19 protein-coding genes are annotated in these 21,186 nt (G+C 43.9%); 17 read left to right on the top strand and 2 right to left on the bottom strand.

Features of this window, described 5'->3' with window-relative positions; genetic code table 11:
- Positions 1–12 precede the first annotated feature (12 nt).
- From A11Q_RS13145 to A11Q_RS13100, 10 genes are all read left to right on the top strand, one after another.
- Positions 13–354, top strand: coding sequence for a bactofilin family protein (locus A11Q_RS13145; protein WP_015471318.1), 342 nt, complete (start codon positions 13–15; stop codon positions 352–354).
- 116 nt (positions 355–470) lie between these two features.
- A complete protein-coding gene (locus A11Q_RS13140) occupies positions 471–908 on the top strand; it encodes a F0F1 ATP synthase subunit B family protein (RefSeq protein ID WP_015471317.1) in 438 nt (145 codons plus the stop codon).
- A complete protein-coding gene (locus tag A11Q_RS13135; RefSeq protein WP_015471316.1) occupies positions 908–1,471 on the top strand; it encodes an ATP synthase F0 subunit B in 564 nt (187 codons plus the stop codon). The genes A11Q_RS13140 and A11Q_RS13135 overlap by 1 nt, the downstream gene beginning before the upstream one ends.
- Entirely contained in the window at positions 1,468–2,010 is a 543-nt protein-coding gene (gene atpH / locus A11Q_RS13130) for an ATP synthase F1 subunit delta (protein WP_015471315.1), read from the top strand. Before A11Q_RS13135 ends, atpH begins: the two co-directional genes overlap by 4 nt.
- Positions 2,011–3,531 carry a F0F1 ATP synthase subunit alpha gene (gene atpA, locus A11Q_RS13125; RefSeq protein ID WP_015471314.1) on the top strand — a complete coding sequence of 507 codons (1,521 nt, stop codon included), beginning with the start codon at positions 2,011–2,013 and terminating at the stop codon, positions 3,529–3,531.
- A gap of 17 nt (positions 3,532–3,548) precedes the next feature.
- On the top strand, positions 3,549–4,421 hold the full coding sequence (gene atpG / locus A11Q_RS13120) for an ATP synthase F1 subunit gamma (protein WP_015471313.1): 873 nt from the start codon (positions 3,549–3,551) through the stop codon (positions 4,419–4,421).
- 62 nt (positions 4,422–4,483) lie between these two features.
- On the top strand, positions 4,484–5,890 hold the full coding sequence (gene atpD / locus A11Q_RS13115; RefSeq protein WP_015471312.1) for a F0F1 ATP synthase subunit beta: 1,407 nt from the start codon (positions 4,484–4,486) through the stop codon (positions 5,888–5,890).
- 2 nt (positions 5,891–5,892) lie between these two features.
- Positions 5,893–6,297, top strand: a complete 405-nt coding sequence (atpC, locus tag A11Q_RS13110; protein ID WP_015471311.1) for an ATP synthase F1 subunit epsilon — start codon at positions 5,893–5,895, stop codon at positions 6,295–6,297.
- Positions 6,298–6,400: 103 nt separating this feature from the next.
- Complete coding sequence (locus A11Q_RS13105) at positions 6,401–7,828, top strand: twitch domain-containing radical SAM protein (RefSeq protein WP_041575330.1); 1,428 nt, start codon at positions 6,401–6,403, stop codon at positions 7,826–7,828.
- 52 nt (positions 7,829–7,880) lie between these two features.
- Positions 7,881–8,690 (top strand): hypothetical protein, encoded by an 810-nt coding sequence (locus tag A11Q_RS13100; protein WP_148285004.1) that lies wholly within the window; start codon positions 7,881–7,883, stop codon positions 8,688–8,690.
- 44 nt (positions 8,691–8,734) lie between these two features.
- Here A11Q_RS13100 and mfd read toward each other — a convergent pair whose 3' ends face one another.
- The gene (mfd, locus tag A11Q_RS13095; RefSeq protein WP_015471308.1) at positions 8,735–12,286 is read right to left on the bottom strand and encodes a transcription-repair coupling factor; all 3,552 of its coding nucleotides are present in this window, start codon (positions 12,284–12,286) and stop codon (positions 8,735–8,737) included.
- Between the two features lie 133 nt (positions 12,287–12,419).
- On the opposite strand from mfd, the gene A11Q_RS13090 reads away from it, so the two are divergent.
- From A11Q_RS13090 to A11Q_RS13060, 7 genes are read left to right on the top strand one after another with little or no spacing between them, the layout of a single operon-like run.
- Positions 12,420–12,791, top strand: coding sequence for an NADH-quinone oxidoreductase subunit A (locus A11Q_RS13090; RefSeq protein WP_015471307.1), 372 nt, complete (start codon positions 12,420–12,422; stop codon positions 12,789–12,791).
- Between the two features lie 3 nt (positions 12,792–12,794).
- Positions 12,795–13,937: a complex I subunit 1/NuoH family protein gene (locus A11Q_RS13085; RefSeq protein ID WP_015471306.1), complete on the top strand. Its 1,143-nt coding sequence runs from the start codon at positions 12,795–12,797 to the stop codon at positions 13,935–13,937.
- A gap of 30 nt (positions 13,938–13,967) precedes the next feature.
- Positions 13,968–14,504 carry an NADH-quinone oxidoreductase subunit J gene (locus A11Q_RS13080; RefSeq protein ID WP_015471305.1) on the top strand — a complete coding sequence of 179 codons (537 nt, stop codon included), beginning with the start codon at positions 13,968–13,970 and terminating at the stop codon, positions 14,502–14,504.
- Entirely contained in the window at positions 14,491–14,817 is a 327-nt protein-coding gene (gene nuoK / locus A11Q_RS13075; RefSeq protein ID WP_015471304.1) for an NADH-quinone oxidoreductase subunit NuoK, read from the top strand. The genes A11Q_RS13080 and nuoK overlap by 14 nt, the downstream gene beginning before the upstream one ends.
- Before the next feature lie 3 nt (positions 14,818–14,820).
- Positions 14,821–16,758, top strand: a complete 1,938-nt coding sequence (nuoL, locus tag A11Q_RS13070; RefSeq protein ID WP_015471303.1) for an NADH-quinone oxidoreductase subunit L — start codon at positions 14,821–14,823, stop codon at positions 16,756–16,758.
- Between the two features lie 10 nt (positions 16,759–16,768).
- Positions 16,769–18,325, top strand: coding sequence for a complex I subunit 4 family protein (locus A11Q_RS13065; RefSeq protein ID WP_015471302.1), 1,557 nt, complete (start codon positions 16,769–16,771; stop codon positions 18,323–18,325).
- Positions 18,326–18,328: 3 nt separating this feature from the next.
- Positions 18,329–19,819, top strand: a complete 1,491-nt coding sequence (locus A11Q_RS13060) for an NADH-quinone oxidoreductase subunit N (protein ID WP_015471301.1) — start codon at positions 18,329–18,331, stop codon at positions 19,817–19,819.
- A gap of 23 nt (positions 19,820–19,842) precedes the next feature.
- Here the strand turns inward: A11Q_RS13060 and A11Q_RS13055 are convergent, their stop codons facing one another.
- On the bottom strand, positions 19,843–21,165 hold the full coding sequence (locus tag A11Q_RS13055) for a Mur ligase family protein (RefSeq protein WP_015471300.1): 1,323 nt from the start codon (positions 21,163–21,165) through the stop codon (positions 19,843–19,845).
- Positions 21,166–21,186 lie beyond the last annotated feature (21 nt).

Raw genomic sequence — 21,186 nt, 5'->3', positions numbered from 1 at the left:
CCTAACAAGAACATGGCATCAGCTGAAAAAGAACTTTATGTTTCAACACTAATAGAAGAGGGCAGCGCTTTCGAGGGCCGCCTTTCTTTCAGTGGAACAGCTAAGATTGCCGGACAGTTCAAAGGCGAGATTTACACTAAAGATCATGTGGTGATTACAGAAACAGCACAGGTGCATGCCGAAATCGAAGCGGGCTACGTGACCATCATGGGCGCGCTCGAGGGCAACATCGTTGCTAGTAAAAAGGTCACCATGATGCCACCTGCAACCTTCCGAGGCACAGTAACAACTCCTAGTTTAAAAATTGAAGAGGGAGTTGTCTTCGAAGGTGCTTCTTACGTTCCCAAAGTCTAAGCATTTAATATCATTTCGTATTCGATTAAAAGTCCTACAGACCCGTGCTTTTTATAGTCTTGACGCTCAAAAGCAATGAGTGCTATCTGAAAAGGTTCAAAAAACAAGGGATCAGTATGGAAATCTTATTACAGCTTGGCGCGAACAAGAGTGCATTCATACAGTTTATACTGTTTGTGGTTTCAATAACGTTTTTAACTGTCTATGTATATGGTCCGTTCTACCGTGCCTATGATCAGCGTTTAAAACAAACTAAAGGTGCAGATCAAGTTGCAGCCGAAACACAAGATGAAGCAAAAAAATTGGAAGCTGTATTTCAAGTGCGCGCACGTGAAATCAATGGTCGCATCCAAAACATTTTTGAAAACGAAAAAAAGCAAGCTAGCGAATCTTCAGCGATTATTTTAAATAAAGCACGCGAAGAAGTTTCTGCTACTACAGAAAAAGCTCGCCAAGATATCGAAGCGCAAAAATCAAATGCAGCTCGTGATATCCAAAACGTTTCTCAAAGCGTAGCTGACGAAATTTCTAAAAAATTAACGGGAGCTGTTTAATGAGCCGCTCAATCAAAGCCGCTATCTTATTAGTATCACTTTCTTCAAGCGCAGCTTTCGCAGCTGGTGGTCACCATGATGATCACATTCCTTTTGATAAAATCGCGTTTCAAGCGATTAACCTAGGAATCCTTTTAATCGGTATTTTCTTTTTCATCCGCAAATCTATTGTTGAAGCGTTCAAAAATCGTCGTGAAGATTTCTTAGCTAAATCTGAACAGACAAAAAGCGCGTTGAAAGAAGCGGAAGCCGCTTTGTCTGGGATCAAAGACAAATTGTCGAACCTTGAAGCTGGCGAAAAGAAATCTTTAGAGAACGCACAACACGAAGCGAATGTGTTGAAAGCTAACATTATTAAAGATGCTGAACACAGCGCTGAGAAAATGAAAAAAGATGCTCAATTGATTATTGCTAACGAACTTTCAAAAGCTCGTGCAGAAATCAATGCGGCTATCTTGGATCAAGCTTTAGCGTCAGCAACACAAAAACTTTCATCAAACGCGCAGTCAGGCACAGCTCAAGAGGCGGCGTTTGTTAAACAATTAGATCAGGTGAAAGCATGAGTGCAGATGTATTAGTAACAAAATATGCGCAGTCATTGTTTGAGGCGACTGAAGCCAATAAAACAACGGCAACCGTGGCGGCAGAACTTCAACAAGTAGTTCAAATTTTTACTCAAGCCGATGCGGTGACTTTCTTTAGCAGCCCATTTAACAGCTTAGACACTCGTTTAATGGTGGCGAAATCAGCTTTAGAAGGAAAATGCTCTCCGGAAACATTTAACTTTATGATCACAGTTGTAGAGAAAGAGCGCGTGGCGTTCTTAGCTCAAATCAACGAAGCTTTCCAAACTTTGGTTCGCGCACAAGGTGGCGAAACAGAGGGAACTCTTGTTGTGGCTTCAGATATTTCTGAAGGTTTCAAGTCACAAGTAGAAGCGAAAGTTTCTGGCGTATTAAATAAAAAAGTAAAATTAAAAGTCGAAAAAGACAGTTCGTTATTGTCTGGCTATAAAGTTATGGTCGGCGGATGGACTTTGGATGATTCGGCACAATTTCATTTAAACAAGATTAAAGAAGACATTTCAAAGAGAGGTATATAGATGGAAGCTCAAATCAGAGCCGACGAAATCGGACGCGTTCTTAAAGAACAAATCGCTAAATACAACAAAAACGTTGAAGTGGCCGAAACTGGTAGCGTGTTATCAGTAGGTGACGGTGTTGCTCGCGTTTATGGTCTTGAAAACGTAATGGCCGGTGAAATGGTTGAGTTTTCGAATGGCGTTCAAGGTATGGCCCTGAATCTTGAGTCATCTCAAGTGGGTGTGGTTATCTTCGGTGAAGACCGCAACATCAAAGAAGGCGACGTTGTTAAAAGAACAAAAACAATCGTTTCTGTTCCTGTAGGTGAAGCTTTATTGGGTCGCGTAGTCGATGCTTTAGGTCAACCTATCGATGGTATGGGCGCAATCAATACACCTCACTCTCGTCAAGTTGAGTTAAAAGCTCCGGGTATCGTTTATCGTAAATCGGTACATGAGCCATTACAAACTGGTTTGAAAGCAATCGATGCTTTGATTCCAATCGGACGCGGACAACGTGAGTTGATCATCGGTGACCGTCAAACTGGTAAAACTGCGATTGCGATCGATACGATCATCAATCAAAAAGGTCAAAACGTTCACTGCTTTTACGTAGCTATCGGACAAAAACAATCTACAGTATCTGTGGTTGTTCAAAAATTACGTGAAGCTGGCGCTTTAGAATATACAACTATCATTTCAACTGGTGCCTCTGATCCAGCCCCAATGCAATACTTGGCAGCGTACACAGGTACAGCTATGGCGGAATACTTCCGTGATACAGGCAAACATGCTTTGATCATCTATGATGATTTAACAAAGCAAGCTCAAGCTTACCGTCAAATGTCTTTATTATTGCGTCGTCCTCCAGGACGTGAAGCGTATCCAGGAGACGTTTTCTATTTACACAGCCGTCTATTAGAGCGTGCTGCTAAGTTGTCTGATGATAAAGGTGCTGGTTCATTAACAGCTCTTCCAATCATCGAAACTCAAGCGGGCGATATCTCGGCATATATCCCAACGAACGTGATTTCGATCACTGACGGACAGATCTTCCTTGAGTCTGACTTATTCTATAAAGGTATTCGCCCAGCGGTATCAGTAGGTAAATCAGTATCGCGCGTGGGTGGTTCGGCTCAGATTAAGGCGATGAAACAAGTTGCCGGTTCAATCAAACTTGAACTAGCTCAGTTCCGTGCTTTAGAGGCTTTCGCAGCTTTCGCATCTGATCTAGATAAAGCGTCTCAACAACAATTAGCGCGTGGTCGTAAATTAGTTGAGTTGTTGAAACAAGGTCAGTACCAACCTTTCCGCGTTGAAGATCAAATCGTTGCTATTTATGCAGCTACTAACGGCTACATGGACAGCTTGCAAGATGCAGACGTAAATCGTTTCGAAAAAGAATTGTTACAGTTCTTGAAACAAAAATACTCGAACATCTTGAAAACAATCGAAGAGAAAAAACAAATCTCTGATGACGTTAAAGCAGAATTAGTAGCGGCTTTGAAAGAATTCGCTGCGGTTTTTCAACCAACTAAATAGTTGAAGAAAGCTGAAAGATGGCAAGCTTAAAAGACATACGCCTACGAATTGAGTCGACAAAGAATACTCAGCAAATCACGAAAGCGATGAAGCTGGTTTCTGCGGCGAAACTTCGTAAAGCGCAACACAACATCACCAATATGCGCCCGTACGCAATCACGCTTAAAGGCGTTATTGCGAACATCGCGGCGACACAAAAGGTGAGCCATCCGCTAATGACTAAAAAAGAAAGCGTGCGTAACGTTTTACTTGTGGTCCTAACTTCGGATCGCGGTCTTTGCGGTGGTTTCAACAGTAATATCAATAAATTTGCTGATCGTTACTTGGCTGACAATAAACACAAGTACGAAAAAATCGACTTTATTTTTATCGGTAAACGCGGCGCTGACTTCTTTGCTCGTAAAAAAGTTACGGGTATCGAAAACATCACGAAGTTAGATAAAGATATTTCTTACGATATGGCAAAAGGCATCGCTGAAAACCTAATTGCTCACTACCAAGATGGCAATTATGACGAAATTCGTTTGATTTATAATGAATTCAAATCAGCGATCTCGCAAAAGGTGGTTTGTGAAACATTGTTACCTGTGGAATTAGAGAAATCTTCTTTCGAAGGTACAAACTTCGCACCGGACATGATCTTTGATCCGTCTCCGGAAGCGATCATTGAAGAACTACTTAAAAAGAATTTTAACTTACAAGTTTACAGAGCTATGTCTGAATCGGTTGCGTCTGAGCATGGAGCTCGTATGACGGCGATGGAAAATGCATCTAACAACGCGCGCGACATGATCAACAAGCTGACGTTAACTTACAATAAGTTAAGACAAGAAAAAATTACGACAGAGCTTACTGAGATCGTCAGTGGTGCTGAGTCCTTAAAAGGTTAAGGTCCTGCCGAAGGCGGGCTGAGTTTTAAAATTAAAGTTTTTTAAAGATATAGAGGTAAAAAATGGCTAACGGAAAAATCAAACAGGTATTGGGTCCCGTAGTTGACGTTGAGTTCGCAGGAGAACTTCCTCCGATCAACACAGCATTAAGAGTTACTAACAAAGTTATTTCTGACAAAGAATTCAACTTAGTTTTAGAAGTTGCACAGCACTTAGGTGATGGCGTTGTAAGAACTATCTCAATGGACTCTACTGAAGGTTTAGTTCGTGGTACTGAAGTGAAAAACACTGGTAACATGATCACAACTCCAGTTGGTCGTGAAGTTTTAGGTCGTATCGTGAACGTGGTTGGTGAGCCCATCGACGAAATGGGCGATGTTAAAACTAAAGAACAATGGCCTATCCACAGAACAGCTCCAAAGTTTGAAGAGTTAGCAACGTCTCAAGAGATGTTAATGACTGGTATCAAAGTTGTGGATCTTTTAGCTCCTTACTCTAAAGGTGGTAAAATCGGTCTTTTCGGTGGTGCCGGCGTTGGTAAAACAGTTTTGATTCAAGAATTAATCCGTAACATCGCAACTGAGCACGGTGGTTTCTCTGTGTTCGCGGGTGTGGGTGAAAGAACTCGTGAAGGTAATGACTTATGGCACGAGATGAAAGATTCAGGCGTTATCGCGAAGACAGCTCTTGTTTTCGGTCAGATGAATGAACCTCCTGGAGCACGTGCGCGTGTTGCCTTAACAGGTTTAACTATCGCTGAATACTTCCGTGATATCGAAAAACAAGACGTTCTTTTCTTCGTTGATAATATCTTCCGTTTCACTCAAGCGGGTGCGGAAGTGTCGGCGTTATTGGGTCGTATCCCATCTGCCGTTGGTTACCAACCGACATTGGCAACTGAAATGGGCGCGATGCAAGAGCGTATTACATCAACTAAGCAAGGTTCTATTACTTCAGTTCAAGCGGTATACGTACCTGCCGATGACTATACGGATCCAGCTCCTGCAACTACATTTACTCACTTAGATGCGACGACGAACTTAGATCGTGATATCGCAGCTATGGGTATCTTCCCAGCGGTTCATCCGTTGACGTCAACGTCTCGTATCTTGGATCCACAAGTTGTGGGTGACGAGCACTATAAAACGGCTCGTGATGTTCAAGCGTTGTTACAACGTTACAAAGAGTTACAAGATATCATCGCGATCTTGGGTATGGACGAGTTATCTGAAGACGATAAATTGGTTGTTGCGCGTTCTCGTAAAATCCAACGTTTCTTGTCTCAGCCGTTCTTCGTTGCTGAGCAGTTCACTGGTTTATCTGGTAAGTATGTTGACATCAAAGACACTGTTAAAGGTTTCCGTGAAATCTTGAATGGTAAACATGATGATTTACCAGAACAAGCGTTCTACTTAGTTGGAACAATTGAAGACGCTCAAGAAAAAGCTAAAAAATTACAGCAGGCTTAATAATGTTTAAACTGAATGTTTTAACTCCTGAAAGAAAAGCGGTGTTTGATCAAGAGATCACAGAAGTGAGCGTACCAGCTCACTCTGGCGAAATGACGATCTTGCCAGGCCACGCTCCGATGATCACAACTTTGGGCACAGGTATCCTGCGCTACAAAGCTAAAAATCAAGAAAAGGCGTTTAAAGCGGTTATCAGCTGGGGGTACTGTGAAGTGTCTCCGGAAGGCGTGAATGTTCTAGCTGAGTTCTTGCAAACTCCAGAAGAAACAAGTGCGGAAGCAGCTCAGGCAGCATTACAAACTGTCGAGAAAAAGCTAACCACAGAAGTTCTTTCTGATTCAGAGTATGAAACGGCTATGAATGAGGCAGAAAAAGCCCGTGCCGCAATTGCGCTAGTAAAAATCTAAGAAATCATCCTACACTCATAATGTGAGTGATCCAAAAGAGCCGTCAATAAAACCATCAGCTTTGCCCCCAAACTCAAACTTGTACCAAGTTGGGGCAGAGCAAATGCGTGACCGCCTGAATGCCATCAGCCCCAGTCTTTGTGTGGCTAAATGGAAGATGCTGACGTTGCATTTAACAACCGGAAACACTCACAGTTGCCATCACCCTGTGGCCCATCCGATACCGCTAGAAAGTCTTTCTGAATATCCCAGCCGACTTCACAACACCGATCATAAAATTCAAGAGCGCAAACAGATGCGCGATGGTGAGCGCCCCTCCGGCTGTCAGTACTGCTGGAATGTGGAAGACGCTGCGCCCTTATCGGGGTCCTCATCTGTGCCCTCATCAGATAGCAAGCCTCATTTGTCCGATCGGCATTTTCGCAGCAGCGAGTGGTGGGCAAAGGGCGAACTAGAAAAAATTTCATCTGGCGATGCTGTTGAAAAACAAATTTACGATCAAAAAGTCATTCCTTCGCACGTCGAAGTGAATTTCAATCAGGCCTGCAACCTGAAGTGTATCTACTGCAGTCCGCACCTCAGCACCGAGTGGCAGCGTGAAGTGGAAAAGTTCGGCCCGTTCAATCTTGAAGGCCACTTACATCATGATTTTGAAACCCTAAAACAAATGTCACTATTTCCATTGCAGGTTCCGACCAGTGAAAATCCCTACGTGCAGACATTCTGGAAGTGGTGGCCCGAGCTTTATCCCGAATTAAAAATCTTCCGCATGACCGGAGGCGAACCTCTTCTGGATGCGAACACATGGAAAGTGATGGATTACATATTGGCCCATCCCAATCCGTCTTTAGAGCTTTCTATCACCAGTAATTTATGTCCGCCCAAACCCGAAATTCTTCAACGCTTTATTCAATATCTACAGCGTCTAGAAAATGAAAAGGCGATCAAAAGTTTTTCTTTGTATGTCAGTTGTGACAGTGTAGGCGAACAGGCCGAGTACATTCGTAGTGGAATGAACTTTAATCTGTTAAAGAAAAATATCCACGAAGTGATGCGAAATACGAAAACAGTTTCTATTGGACTTATCAATACAGTCACGGCGTTAAGCCTACCGAAGCTGACGGAATATTTAAAGTGGGTCTTAGAGCTGCGCCAAACCTATAGCTCAGGTGCTGTGGAAAATGTGCGAAATATCTGGTTAGATTTTCCGTTATTGGTGTATCCAACATGGCTGAATGCACGCCTGCTTTCAAATTCAAAATGGGAAAACACAATCGCCGAGGCAATTGATTTTATGCAGTTACACCCTCAAAAAACAGAGGGCGACAGGATGGTCGCTGGGTTTCGAGCGCATGAAGTGACGAAACTAAAGCGGGATTTGGGCGTTATCCAAAAACCTTTTGATCCTGAAACACAAATGCTGAATCAGAAAAAATTCCGACAATACGTGGACGAGTTAGATCGCCGTCGCGGAACTGATTTCAGAACCACATTCCCTGAGCTAGAAGATTTTTACAGCAAACCAGACTAAAGGGCGGGGACAGACGTAGGGAATCTCAGTAAGATGGGTCATGGTCGGCAGCATGTCCTCAAAGATTTTCATCCAAATTCAACGACAGTTTGTATTAAGCACTCTTTTTGCCGCGACACTTTTTACGTCCACAGCACAAGCTCTGGTTATGGGCGCACTTGATACCACGACCGCTTATCCTGAAGGAAATGTCATTCTAGAAAGACCGCGTGACCTCAGCAAAAACTACCGCGAACGCCGAGGCCCCCATGGATTTATCTTTGGACTGGGAGCCGAAAGATTTTATCCCACCAGTTACCGCTCGATTTTGGAAGACGCCTACTTTGATGATATTGTGGGTTCTACGCGCGTGAATCTTTACAATGTGACGATTGGTTATAAATACAATTTCAGCGCGGGAAGTATTGGCCTTATGGGAAATTATGCCTACGGCAGTATTGAAGGAGCCGTAGCGAATGTGGACCGCAAAGTGACCATTTCACGCGTGGGTATCGGTGTGAATTATGCTATGGATGCCTTATTTGATGAGCCGTGGATTGTGCCCTTTATTCAGGGTGGAGTTCATCAGTTTTCGGTCAGCGAAGCCGACGCGGCTCAAAGTGCCTCGGCAACAGCCTCGATGGCGATGAACTATCGCGCAGGTTTGATGTTTCAATTGGATTGGCTAGAGAACATGTTTGATGATTCGGCTCGCGCACAAAGACTGACATCATCAGGCTTACAGAATACCTTTATTGAAATTTATTTTTCTGAGCACTTAGCATCAAGTCGCGCCATCGACCCCGCAGACCCCAGCAATGAAGGCGATCCGAATATGTACTCAACAGGTGAAATCGGATTGGGACTGAAAGTCGAATTCTAGACACACGCACCAGAACGGATACTGAGAATTAATACCTAAAACACTTAAATCAACGTCAGTAAGTAATTCAGCTCTTCGTACACATTCGACCAAGTGATGTTATTCATGCGGATATTCAGGCGCTGATCCGGAGTGATCGAATACTTTTTGTTTTCACGCATAGCAAGCTGAATGGCTGTTTCTGGTTTTAACTTTGTTTTTTCAGTGAAGATAAGCGAGATATTTTTAGCTCCGGCGCTGATATCGCGCACACCTAAATCTTTACACTGTTTACGAATCAGCATCAAACCCATCAGGTTCACAACCGGCTCAGGAATTGGTCCGAACTGATCTTTTAGCTCTTCTTCAATGCGATCTAATTCTTCATGGGATGAAATTTCAGACAAAGCTTTGTAATAACTTAAGCGAATGCGGATATCTGAAATATAGGCGTCTGGAATCAGAGCTGGTACACGCAAGTTAATTTCCGGATCTAAATCGCGATCTGCCAAAGGCTCACCTTTAGCTTCAGCTAAGGCTTCATTAAGTAAATCCATATAAAGTTCATAGCCGACTGAGTTCACATGTCCGGACTGATCGTCACCTAAAATATTTCCGGCTCCGCGCAGTTCTAAGTCGTATTGGGCAATGCGGATACCTGACCCCAAAGCTGAGTTTTCCTGAATCACTTTCAGGCGCTCTTGCGCATCTTTTTCGATACGTTTGTCTTTTGGTAAAAGCAGATAACAGAAGGCGCGAGCTTTACTGCGTCCCACGCGACCACGCAGTTGATAAAGCTGTGACAGGCCGTACATGTGGGCCTGATCAATAAACATGGTATTCGCACGTGGAACATCCATGCCGGATTCCACAATGGTCGTACAAATTAATACATCTATTTCATGATTGAAGAAAGCGAGCATTGCGGACTCTAACTCTTCTTCACCCATTTGTCCGTGAGCCACACGCATGCGAGCATCAGGTACGATTTTGCGAAGCTCGTCTGCTAGGCCGTAAATGCTTTGTACGCGGTTGTGGATAAAATAAACCTGCCCACCACGTGCGATTTCTGACTGAATGCCTTTGCGGATTAATTCCGTATCGAACTTGGAAATAAAAGTACGCGTAGGAACGCGATCGACGGGAGCCGTGTTAATGATCGAAAGATCGCGCATACCCGTGAAGCTCATATTCAATGTTCGCGGAATCGGAGTCGCGGATAAAGTTAACGTGTCGACTTCGGTCTTCATCTTTTTAATTTTTTCTTTATGAATTACTCCGAACTTTTGCTCTTCGTCGATAATCAAAAGGCCAAGGTTACGGAAAGCGACATCTTTGCTTAACAGACGATGGGTGCCGATCAGAATATCAACTTTTCCCTCTTTTAAATCAGCAAGGGTTTTCTTTTGGTCAGCAGTGCTAACGAAGCGATTGAGTGAGCGGATTTCAAAGTTCCATCCGGCAAAACGTTTGCGGAACGTTTCTAAGTGCTGAAAGGTTAAAACTGTCGTCGGAGCCAGCACCGCCACTTGCTTGCGGTTGTGAACAGCCTGAAAGGCCGCGCGCATAGAAACTTCGGTTTTACCAAAGCCCACATCACCGCACACCAAGCGATCCATAGGTTTACCCGAGGTGAAGTCTTTTTGAATATCGGTAATAGCGCGCAGTTGATCGTCGGTTTCTTCGTAGGGGAAACCTTTTTCAAACTGGTTGTAAGCGATTTCATCTACGGGCAGCGGCGGTCGAGTCAGCTCGCTACGTTTAGCATAAAGCTGTAACAACTCAGCGGCGATATCACGCAAATGAGCTTTAACTTTGATTTTAGTTTTTTCCCAAGCGGTGCCGCCCAGCTTATCAAGTAAACCGGTCTGTGCTGCTGAGCCTGAAAATTTTTGGAGCTGGCCCACGCGGTAGACTGGCAGATACAACTTGTCTTTATCTTTGTAGGCGATCTGAATAAATTCGGATTCGACTCCGCCGATATTCATGATTTTTAAGCCTTCGTATAGGCCGATGCCGTGCTTGACGTGCACGACCATGTCGTTCGGTTTTAAATCACCGAAAGCCAGACTTTTCGCTTTAGAAGAAAACTGCTCGTAGGCATTGGCAGATGTAGTGGCGCGCTGTTTTTTTCCGAAGAAATCATCACTGCGTAAAACAACTAACTTTTCTTCTGACAGTAGGCATGTTTCTGAAAACAGGCGGGGAACAACCGTGATAGTAGTTTTGTTTTCAATCCATGTGTCCCAAAGATATTCATCTTCGGTGGCCAGATCGAAGTTAAGCTCCATTTTTTGCAATAGAGTTTTCAGGCGATCAATCTGCGTGTGATTTTTGGCGGCAATAAAAATTTTAAAACCAGAATTCAACCATGTGGTGATTTTTGGTTTAGCTGCATTAATCCATGCGTCTGAAGCCGGAGTCAAATTCTGCGCTAGCAAGGAAAACTCAGTTAAAGGTAAAGACGAATAGGTGATGCGCTCTTCGTCGGCCCGCTCGTCTTCAACAAAAGCTAAGTTTGAAAAATTAAAAAAGCGTGAGTCAGAAGACCACGGAATTTTTTCGTAACTTTGAACAATGCGTTCTGGCTCTGGGCAAAATAGAACGGAGGGATTGTTTAAGTTGTTACGATAATCGCTTTCGATTTCCTGTTGGAACTCATCCGCCGCGCGGGAAACTTCAGAGGGATCTAAAATAAAAACATTTAAGTCCGAACTGAAATGATCCAGCACAGAAGACAAGGACTTATAGCAATAAGGCAAAAGAAGTTCACAGCCAGCGAAATAGTTTTTCAAAGAAATAGAACGAACAGCCTCTTCGGCTTCGGTCGGTGTGACTTCACGGCGCTTAAAGTCGGCGCGTAAGTTTTTAATGATATCTTCGATGTTTTCGTCAGAAAGCTCGAACTCGTAAGTGGGAACTAGATGCAGCTCTTTGGTTTCATTTAAACTGCGCTGATCCACCACCGAGAAATAGCGCAGTGATTCGATCTGATCTCCGAAAAGCTCTAAGCGAACGGGCTGCTTTTCTGCTGGTGAGTAAATATCCACGATGCCACCGCGAATACTGTACTGCCCGACATCTTCTACAATTGGAGCCGACTGATAACCTAAGGAGTTGAGGTATTGTGCTAGATCTGTAGGCAGCTCGTCACCTGCAATCAGTTTACGGCAGCGCTGATTGAAATTATAAAACGGAGCCGTTAGCTGCATTAAGGCGGCAATAGGGACAATAAAAATGTCGTTTTTTTGAGCTTTGGCGCTCCAATACAGAAAGCTCGCGCGTGAACGCCGAACTTCCGGAGATGGAAAAAGCCCAGAAAAAGGCGAAATATCCCAAGGATACAGGATGTGTGTACGCAGTTGATCCGAAAAGAACATCAATTCCTGCTGAAAAGCTAAGGCCTGTGATAAACCAGAAACAACAACAACTTGCGGCAAGCCCTTAATTTCTTTAGATAAAGATTGAGACAAAAAATAAGAAGCAGCAACGCCTGAAGAAGCGCCCAAAATGTTGAACAGTCTTTTGTTTTTTTCAAGTCCACGTTGAATGAAGTCTTCAAGTCGCGTGGAACTTACTTGCCACTTATTTGCCATTTTTTCAGAGTAATTCCGCATCCTTCTGAGTAACGATTTTTCATTGGTTTTTACAGTTTAGCTTTGTATAACTATATAGTTGAAAATTAAATGAAAAAAACGAAAAGATCTGGCGCAAATGTCTGCGTTACGATCTTGAACAACAGGAGGGCTCATGCCACTTGGTGGAGTCATATTCATCACGATCTTTATCGCCGTTTTCGGATTTATTCTGATTCGCTTAGCGCGTTTGACCGGTGGTCGCGCGAAAAAAACAAGTCAGGCTAAATTTGATATCTACGAATGTGGTATCCCAGGCGAAGAAAAGAAAGACACAAAAATCTCGGTAAAGTTCTACCTAACTGCGATTCTTTTTATTCTTTTCGATATCGAAATTATCTTCATGTACCCATGGGCAGTTAATTTCAAAAACTTCATCGCCTCTGGTGCTGGTCCTTTCGTGTTTATTTCTATGTTTGTGTTTCTTGCCATTTTCATTTTCGGTCTTTGGTGGGAGATCAAATCAAAAGCTTTGGAGTGGGACTAGTTTATGATGTCAATGGGTAGCACAACTTTTGAAATTACAATCAATGTAATCAAAACACTTTTAGTGTTCTTGATGATGGTACAAGCGGTACCTATATTGGTTTGGCTTGAGCGCCGAGGTTCAGGCTTTATTCAAAATCGTTTCGGTCCAAATCGTGTTGGTCCTTTGGGATTGATGCAGTTGTTGGCCGATGCGGTGAAATTCTTAACAAAAGAAGATTTCTTTCCTGAAAAAGGCAATCGCTTCATGTTCTATGCAGCTCCGGTTTTTGCATTAATTCCGGGTGCTATTGCGTACATGGCGATTCCAATGTCAGTGCCGCTAAAACTGGAAAACTACACGTTCCTGATTCAAGGCTTTGAAATCAACGTGGGTATCGTTTTCATTTTGGGTATCTCGTCTTTGGCGGCATACACGATTTTAATGGCGGGCTGGGGCTCTGGCAGTAAGTTCTCGTTAATGGGTGCGATGCGTGCGTCGGCTCAGATCATTTCTTACGAATTAGCTTTGGGTCTTTCTGTTGTGGGCGTGATCTTGATGTATGGTACTTTCAACCTAGGCGATATGATTGCGGCTCAGCACGGGCCTTTAACATTCGCAGCGTTTGGTTACACCATTACCGCTTCTGCACTGATTCCCAACTGGGGCGTTTTCTTCCAACCCGTAGGGATGATTTTGTTTTTTGCAGCAACATTTGCTGAATCAAATCGTCTTCCATTCGACTTAGCAGAGGGTGAAGCCGAGCTAGTTGCGGGTTTCCACACGGAGTACGGCGGATTCAAAATGTTGATGTTCTTCATCGGTGAGTACGCTCACATGATGATCGCAGCAGGTTTGATGACGACATTCTTCTTCGGTGGATACAGCATTTGGAGTTTAACTCCGGATCAAGTGTACCAATGGTTCTATGGCCTAACAGGCTCTGAACAGACGGCGAACATCTTGAACACAGTGGCTCACTTTCTATCGTACAATGTTAAATTTGCAATTTTCTTGTGGATCTTCATCCATGTTCGTTGGACGTTGCCTCGTTTCCGCTATGACCAACTGATGGATCTAGGCTGGAAGACAATGCTTCCATGGGCGTTAGCGAACACGATGATCACAGCGATTGTGATTTTTGTTACAGCGTATTTTGTATTTTAATTTGAGCGGTAAATTAATTGGAGAAATAAAATGACGGCAGATGTTTTTATATTTTGGTTTCTAGCCTTTATCACCGTGGTCAGCGCGCTTTCAGTCGTGATTATGACCAATCCGGTTTATTGCGCTCTTAGCCTTGTGATGACGATGGTCAGTATCGCAGGACTTTTTGTAACACTACAGGCGTACTTCTTGGCAGGCGTTCAGTTGATTGTTTACGCCGGAGCCGTGATGGTTCTGTTTGTGATGGTTCTGATGCTTTTCGACTTAAAACACGAACTACAGGCCTTTTCTAGAGGTCGTTTAACTGGTGGGATTAAATTGGCTGCGGTCGGCATCCTTTCTGGCTTGATCGTGGGAGCTGTTGGAACAGCGGCGGTTTACCTAGAAAACAACGCAACACCGATCAAACAAACTGTGACTTCAACTGAGGCGACAAAACCTCTAGCTGAACATTTATTCTTAACTCACGTCTTCAGCTTTGAAGCCTTGGGTGTGTTGTTGCTAGTTATCGCGGTCGGAGCGGTAGCTCTTTCAAGAAGTAAAGGTGGAACACATGTTGGAAACTAATATCTTCACCACTATCACAGCCAATCACTATTTGATTCTATCCGCGATTCTTTTCAGCATCGGTATGGCCGGGGTCTTGTTAAGAAGAAATCTAATCGTTCTTTTTATGTCGATTGAGCTAATGCTAAACGCAGTTAATATCAGCTTCGTAACCTTTTCCTATCAATCAGGCCAAGTGGACGGGCAAGTGATGGTTTTCTTTGTGATGACGATTGCTGCTGCTGAAGCGGCGGTTGGTTTGGCGCTAGCAGTTGCGGTCTTCAAGCGCTTTAAAGAAGTTAACATCCGTTTCTTTGAACATCTTAAGGGGTAATCCATGAGTCACGAAATACTAATAGCTGTTTTACTTCTAAGCCCACTTGTGGGTTTTATTCTGAATGGTGTTCGCTTTCGTAGTACGAACTATTTACTAGCTGGAAGCATTGCGACCGGAGCCGTAGTTATTTCTTTTGCTTGTGCCATTGCGCTTTTCACTCAGTTGTTGGGTTTACAACCTGATCAAAGAAAATTAGCGGTGACATTCTTTGAATGGATGGCCGTAGATAAGTTTAAGATCAATATGGGCTTTGTTGTCGATCAGATCAGCTCGATCATGATTTTGATCATCACAGGTGTCGGTTCTTTGATTCACTTGTTTTCGATTGGTTACATGCACCACGATAAAGGTGTTACCAAATACTTCGCTTACCTGAATCTTTTCTTGTTCAACATGTTGATCCTTGTTTTAGGGGATTCATTGTTGACGATGTTCGTAGGTTGGGAAGGCGTGGGTCTTTGCAGTTACTTGTTAATCGGTTTCTGGTTCAATGACTCAGCTAAAGCAGCCGCGGGCATGAAAGCCTTCATCACGAATCGTGTCGGGGATGCGGCATTCATTATCGGTATGTTCATCCTTTTCACCACATTCGGCACATTGAATTTGTACGAATTAAACGCGCTGGCTCCGACAACAATGGAAGCTAGCTGGTTGGGAATGGTAACGCTGGGAACGTTGATGTTGTTTATCGGAGCGACTGGTAAATCGGCACAGATTCCACTTTATGTTTGGTTACCAGATGCGATGGCAGGTCCGACTCCGGTTTCAGCGTTGATCCATGCGGCGACGATGGTAACAGCTGGTGTTTACATGATCGTGCGTTTGAATCCGCTTTTTGTTGCGGCTCCGAACACGATGATGGTGATTGCGATTGTCGGTGCGGCAACTGCGGTTATGGCGGCAACAATAGGTTTAACTCAAACCGATATCAAAAAAGTTTTGGCTTATTCAACAGTATCTCAACTGGGCTACATGTTCTTAGCTGTGGGCGTAGGAGCTTTCGGTGCGGGGATGTTCCACTTGATGACTCACGCTTTCTTTAAAGCGTTGATGTTCTTGGGTTCTGGCTCTGTTATCCATGCTATGCACGAAGAGCAAGACATCCGTAAAATGGGTGGTTTGCGTAAGTACATGCCGATCACACACTTCACATTCTTCTTAGGATGGTTGGCGATTATCGGGATGCCGCCATTTGCAGGGTTTTTCTCGAAAGATGAAATTTTATATTATGCCTTTTCGTCTCCGCGCGGACACATTCTATTGTGGTTAGCTGGAGCCATTGGTGCGACGTTAACAGCGTTCTATATGACTCGTTTGATGGCGTTGACGTTCTGGGGAAAATCTCGTGTGGACAAAAGCGTTCATCCTCATGAAAGCCCATTGGTGATGACAATTCCACTGATGGTTTTAGGTCTATTATCCGTGATTGGTGGATGGATCGGTATTCCTCACGTTATTGGACACTACTTAGGACACCTTCCGAACTTCTGGGCTGAGTGGTTGTCTCCGTTAATCAAAACTCTTCCTGAAGCAGAGGGCATCGTGCACTCAGCAACTGAAGAGTGGATCTTGATGGGCGTGTCAGTGACCTTGGCTTCTGTTTCCGCTTTAGTGGCCTTTATCATGTACACACGTAAAACAGGTGCAGCAGATAAAGTCGCAACAGCGATTGCTCCGGTTTACAATGTTGTGAATAACAAATACTACGTAGATGAAGCTTACTTCGGTGGGATCATCAATCCGCTAGTAAATGCGAGCCGCAACTTGTGGCAATACGTGGATGTAAACGTAATTGATAAAGCAACGTACAAAGCTACGGATTTAGTTCGTGGTGGCGGCGCGATTGTGAAGTCATTACAAAACGGCAATATGCAGACATACGCGATGTATGTCGTTATCGGTGTTGTCATCGCTTTATCTTATATGTTGATGGGTTAATGAGGTTGTTATGATATTGTCGCTTTTAATATTTTTACCAGTACTGTTCGCGGCCCTAGTAATGATTTGGCCGCAAAAAAGCACGGTTCGCCACTTGGCTCTAGGTTTAGCCTTAGTTGAGTTCGCGCTGTCTCTTGTGTTGTTACAAAAATTCGACACAGGCACTGCGGCTCTGCAAATGGTTGAAAAAACCGCGTGGATCGAACGCTTCGGAATTTCTTACTTCCTTGGCGTCGATGGTATTTCGCTAATGCTCGTGGTTCTAACAACGTTCTTGATTCCGGTGATTGTACTGGCGTCTTGGAACTCGATTGATAATCGTGTTCGTGGCTTTCATGCGGCGCTATTTGTATTGCAAACCGCAATGCTCGGTTCGTTCTTAGCTTTAGATGCGATTCTGTTCTATGTGTTCTGGGAGCTTTCACTGGTTCCAATGTACTTCATGGTCGGTATCTGGGGTGGCGCGCGCCGTATCTACGCCACCGTTAAGTTCTTCATCTACACGATGGCGGGTTCGGTTTTGATGTTGTTAGCGATCATCTACATGATGCGCTTAACACCAGAAGTAACAGGCGGCACGATGAGCGCCAGCCTTTTAGACTTCTATAAATTACACATTCCATTCGTGGGCGGTGATTTCTTTACAGCTCAGACGTTGTTGTTCTTCGCTTTTGCTTTGGCCTTCGCGATTAAAGTTCCAATGTTCCCACTTCACACATGGTTACCAGATGCCCACGTGGAAGCACCGACGCCAGGTTCTGTGGTTCTTGCGGGTGTGATGTTAAAGATGGGTACATACTGTTTCATCCGTTGGGTGATTCCGATGTTCCCTGAAGCAACTGAGCACTACGGCTGGATTTTCGTGGCTGCAGGTGTGATTGGTATTATCTATGGTGCTTTGGTGGCGATGGTACAGCCAGATGTGAAAAAACTTGTAGCGTACTCTTCAGTGTCGCACATGGGTTACATCGTGGTGGGATTGTTCGCGATGAATACATACGGCTTAAACGGCGCTTTATACCAAATGTTGAATCATGGTATTTCAACAGGAGCTCTGTTCATCTTGATCGGTATGATCTACGAAAGAACACACTCGCGTGATATTGCAAAATACGGCGGATTGGCCGGAGTTCTTCCGATCTACACGATAGCTTTTATTATCGTGACGATGTCGTCTATCGCGGTTCCGTTAACGAACGGCTTCGTCGGCGAATTCTTAATTTTGTTGGGCTCGTACTATTATTCTCCGGCAGTGGCTGTTTTTGCGGTCAGCGGTGTGATCTTGGGTGCGGCTTATATGTTGTGGATGGTGAAACGAGTTTTCTTCGGTCCTAAAGGTGAGTTGGTATTAGCTGGTGAAAAAGATGCTGAGCATCCGCTACATGACTTAAGTGCGCGTGAAATCGCTGTGCTAGTTCCTTTGGTTGTGTTGATCTTCTGGATGGGTATCTTCCCGAATCACTTCATGCAGTATTCAAAAGTCAGCGTGGATCACTTGATTGCAAACAAAAGTAATTATTCGTTTCCAGTAAGTGGTTCGCAACACGCACAGGTTGAGGAGAAGTAAAAAATGTCTTCTATTAATAATATCGTAACCGTCGGTCTTTCTGATGTATTACTGATCTCTCCGATGATCGTGTTGTTTTTGTTCAGCTTGTTGCCAATCGCCATCAAAGTGTTGCGCGGCAATCGCGAACAAAACCCTGTAGCCACAATCATTGAGGCTCTTATCGGTTTAACTTTGACGGCGGGACTTTTAATGGTCTTCGGCGGCGAAGGAGCTTCGGGCGCCCCAACGGCATTTAATGGCCAGTTGATCTTTGACGGATTAACACAGTGGTTAGGTGTTGTGGCTGTTGTGATCGCGGGTGGCGCAATGGTGATGATGTACGAAAACCCATCGACTCGTGGTAAACAGTTTTCAGAATTGTTGTTTTTAGCAATGAACTCGCTATTAGGTGCGCTGATCTTGATTTCAGCGGTGAACCTGATCACGGTTTTCATTGGATTAGAGTTGATGTCATTATCACTTTACTTAATGATCGCGATGTCACATGAACAGCGCATTTCAAAAGAAGCGGCGATCAAATACTTCGTATTGGGATCATTTGCTTCTGCGATTTTCTTGTATGGCGTTTCGTTTATCTACGGAACAACAGGAACAGTCAGCACATTGGCTTTAATTCAAAACGCTGACATGCTTTTGAAAAGCAGTAACTACCTATTTATTTTTGGTTTTGCGTTCATCGTTCTGGGCTTCTGCTTTAAAGTTTCGATTGCTCCCTTCCATGCATGGACACCGGATGTTTATCAGGGATCACCGACTCCGATCACTTCTTTTATGGCGACAGCGATTAAGGCCGCTTCATTTGCAGCGTTCTTAAGAATTGTGGCCTCTAAAGGCCTAGTGGGTTCCGAGAACTTACTGATGATCTTGCAATGGTTTGCCGTTATCACGATGACAGCAGGTAACGTGGCTGCATTAATTCAAAACAACTTGAAGCGTACACTGGCGTATTCGTCAGTAGCTCACTCGGGTTATGTTTTGGTGGGTGTGATCACCGCGGGTATCAGTGAAAACTCAGCTTATGGTGCTTCTAGCGTCGTGTTTTACATTATGACGTACGCTCTTATGACAATGGGTGCGTTTGCGGTGTTAAGCATGATTGAAAAAGATGAAAATCACTTTGTTCAAACAGAAGACCTTGCTGGATTCGCAAAGCAAAAACCAGTTTTAGCTTTATGCTTTACGATCTTCTTGTTGTCTTTAGCGGGTATTCCACCAGCTTTAGGTTTCTTCGGTAAGCTGTACTTATTCAGTGCGGCGGTTAACGAAGGACTTCTGTGGTTAGCTTTCTGGGGTGTTGTGAACTCGGTTCTAGGTGCGTACTACTATTTACGTCCAATCGTGGTCATGTACATGAAAGAAGGAAATTGTACGACAAAAGAAGAAGGTCACTACGGAACAACAGTTGTTGTGGTGATTTCAGCATTGTTGATTTTAGCTTTAGGTTTGATCTCGGGTCCGATCTTCAGCATGATCGAAAAAAGCTTAGGCTAATCTGAATTTTTCTAACAACAGAGCTAACTTTTCGTTAGCTCTGTCATCAATTTAAAAAACCACTCTTCTTGATGTCCTTGAATCGCCAGTAAAGCTTCGGGGCTTAGACTCTGAATTTCCTCAAGAATTTTTTGCACATCTTCTTTTTTTCCTAAAGTCACTTCGGCGTGTCCACCATTTTCTAGATATAATTTTTTTAAAGACTCACCATGTGGCCCAACATAGTAAATTTTCTTCAAAGGTAATTCAGCCCACCGCTGGGCTGCAGTCTTGATAAAGGCCAGCTCGTGTACAGGATCGAAATCGACAAAGCCAGAGATCAAAGCAAAAGATGTTGGCGGTTTCTGCTGAGCTAACAAGGTAGAAAAAATCTTACGGAAGTTTTCTAAACTTTCCGGTGTTGTCACGCGCCCATCCAACAAAGCCAGTTGGCCATTTCGTGTGTGCATTTGCGACAAGCTAAAAGGAAGCTTTGGCCAAAATGAAAACTCTGGCATCGGGGTCGCACCAAGAAAGTCTGTTATTGCATCGACAGCGGCATAAGCTTGCGCTTCATGGGGGCCAGACAAGCCTAACTCAGACGAAACTTTTTCAGGATGATAAAATATAAAAGTCTTATCTGGAAACTGATCGGGAAGTGGACTTTGTAGGGGATCAAGAGCATTTAAAAAAACAGTTTCTACAGAAGAAACCTGTAACAGCTCTGTTTTTAGGGCGAAGACATTCTGTAAATTCTTAAGATATTTTAAATGCGAGTGCTGAATGTTGGTCAGCACGACGTTTTGTGGCTGAAGAATTTCACCTAAGGCAGAAAGCTCTCCGAGTTGACGGGCACCTAATTCGACGACAAGCTTTTGTGTGCTTCGACGAATATGCAGAAGCAACTCACACAGTCCGAAAAAACTATTGCGATTGCCATCGTTAAACTGAGTTTTAAAATGAAAATCTAAAGCGTATTGCAGCCACGTGCCGAGTTGGCTTTTTCCGGTGCTTCCCGTGATGGCAATGACGTCTCCATCAAACTCTTGACGGGATTCATGGGCCATAGAGGCTAAAAAGGCGCGGTGACTTTCGACAAGATAGACGTCGACATTGTTGGGAATTAAGGCCGCTAAGTGTTCGTGGGAGGTTTCTAGAACGACTCCGGCCACACCAGCTTCAAGCGCTGTCTTTAGATAATCGTATCCGGACCAATCGTAGTGAGTGATAGCGACAAACAAACTGCCGCGCATTTCGTGGCGGGGAAAAAAAGCAACGCGCTCATAGCGAGGCCTTTGACTACGAATCTTAATTTGAGCCAACTTGAGAACAGCGGATTTGAAATCTAGAATATAAGTCGGGTTCACTCTATATAACTCTAGTCTTTT

It is taken from the genome of Pseudobdellovibrio exovorus JSS (assembly GCF_000348725.1).
GTDB lineage: Bacteria > Bdellovibrionota > Bdellovibrionia > Bdellovibrionales > Bdellovibrionaceae > Pseudobdellovibrio > Pseudobdellovibrio exovorus.
The sequence above is the reverse complement of the archived record's forward strand: the minus strand, read 5'-3'. Positions and strand labels throughout refer to the sequence as shown.

Bases quoted from the DNA above. Each gene is read 5' to 3' on its own strand.
- A11Q_RS13145 (WP_015471318.1), top strand. From the start codon at position 13: ATGGCATCAGCTGAAAAAGAACTTTATGTTTCAACACTAATAGAAGAG.
- A11Q_RS13140 (WP_015471317.1), top strand. From the start codon at position 471: ATGGAAATCTTATTACAGCTTGGCGCGAACAAGAGTGCATTCATACAG.
- A11Q_RS13135 (WP_015471316.1), top strand. From the start codon at position 908: ATGAGCCGCTCAATCAAAGCCGCTATCTTATTAGTATCACTTTCTTCA.
- atpH (WP_015471315.1), top strand. From the start codon at position 1,468: ATGAGTGCAGATGTATTAGTAACAAAATATGCGCAGTCATTGTTTGAG.
- atpA (WP_015471314.1), top strand. From the start codon at position 2,011: ATGGAAGCTCAAATCAGAGCCGACGAAATCGGACGCGTTCTTAAAGAA.
- atpG (WP_015471313.1), top strand. From the start codon at position 3,549: ATGGCAAGCTTAAAAGACATACGCCTACGAATTGAGTCGACAAAGAAT.
- atpD (WP_015471312.1), top strand. From the start codon at position 4,484: ATGGCTAACGGAAAAATCAAACAGGTATTGGGTCCCGTAGTTGACGTT.
- atpC (WP_015471311.1), top strand. From the start codon at position 5,893: ATGTTTAAACTGAATGTTTTAACTCCTGAAAGAAAAGCGGTGTTTGAT.
- A11Q_RS13105 (WP_041575330.1), top strand. From the start codon at position 6,401: ATGCGTGACCGCCTGAATGCCATCAGCCCCAGTCTTTGTGTGGCTAAA.
- A11Q_RS13100 (WP_148285004.1), top strand. From the start codon at position 7,881: ATGTCCTCAAAGATTTTCATCCAAATTCAACGACAGTTTGTATTAAGC.
- mfd (WP_015471308.1), bottom strand. From the start codon at position 12,286: ATGCGGAATTACTCTGAAAAAATGGCAAATAAGTGGCAAGTAAGTTCC.
- A11Q_RS13090 (WP_015471307.1), top strand. From the start codon at position 12,420: ATGCCACTTGGTGGAGTCATATTCATCACGATCTTTATCGCCGTTTTC.
- A11Q_RS13085 (WP_015471306.1), top strand. From the start codon at position 12,795: ATGATGTCAATGGGTAGCACAACTTTTGAAATTACAATCAATGTAATC.
- A11Q_RS13080 (WP_015471305.1), top strand. From the start codon at position 13,968: ATGACGGCAGATGTTTTTATATTTTGGTTTCTAGCCTTTATCACCGTG.
- nuoK (WP_015471304.1), top strand. From the start codon at position 14,491: ATGTTGGAAACTAATATCTTCACCACTATCACAGCCAATCACTATTTG.
- nuoL (WP_015471303.1), top strand. From the start codon at position 14,821: ATGAGTCACGAAATACTAATAGCTGTTTTACTTCTAAGCCCACTTGTG.
- A11Q_RS13065 (WP_015471302.1), top strand. From the start codon at position 16,769: ATGATATTGTCGCTTTTAATATTTTTACCAGTACTGTTCGCGGCCCTA.
- A11Q_RS13060 (WP_015471301.1), top strand. From the start codon at position 18,329: ATGTCTTCTATTAATAATATCGTAACCGTCGGTCTTTCTGATGTATTA.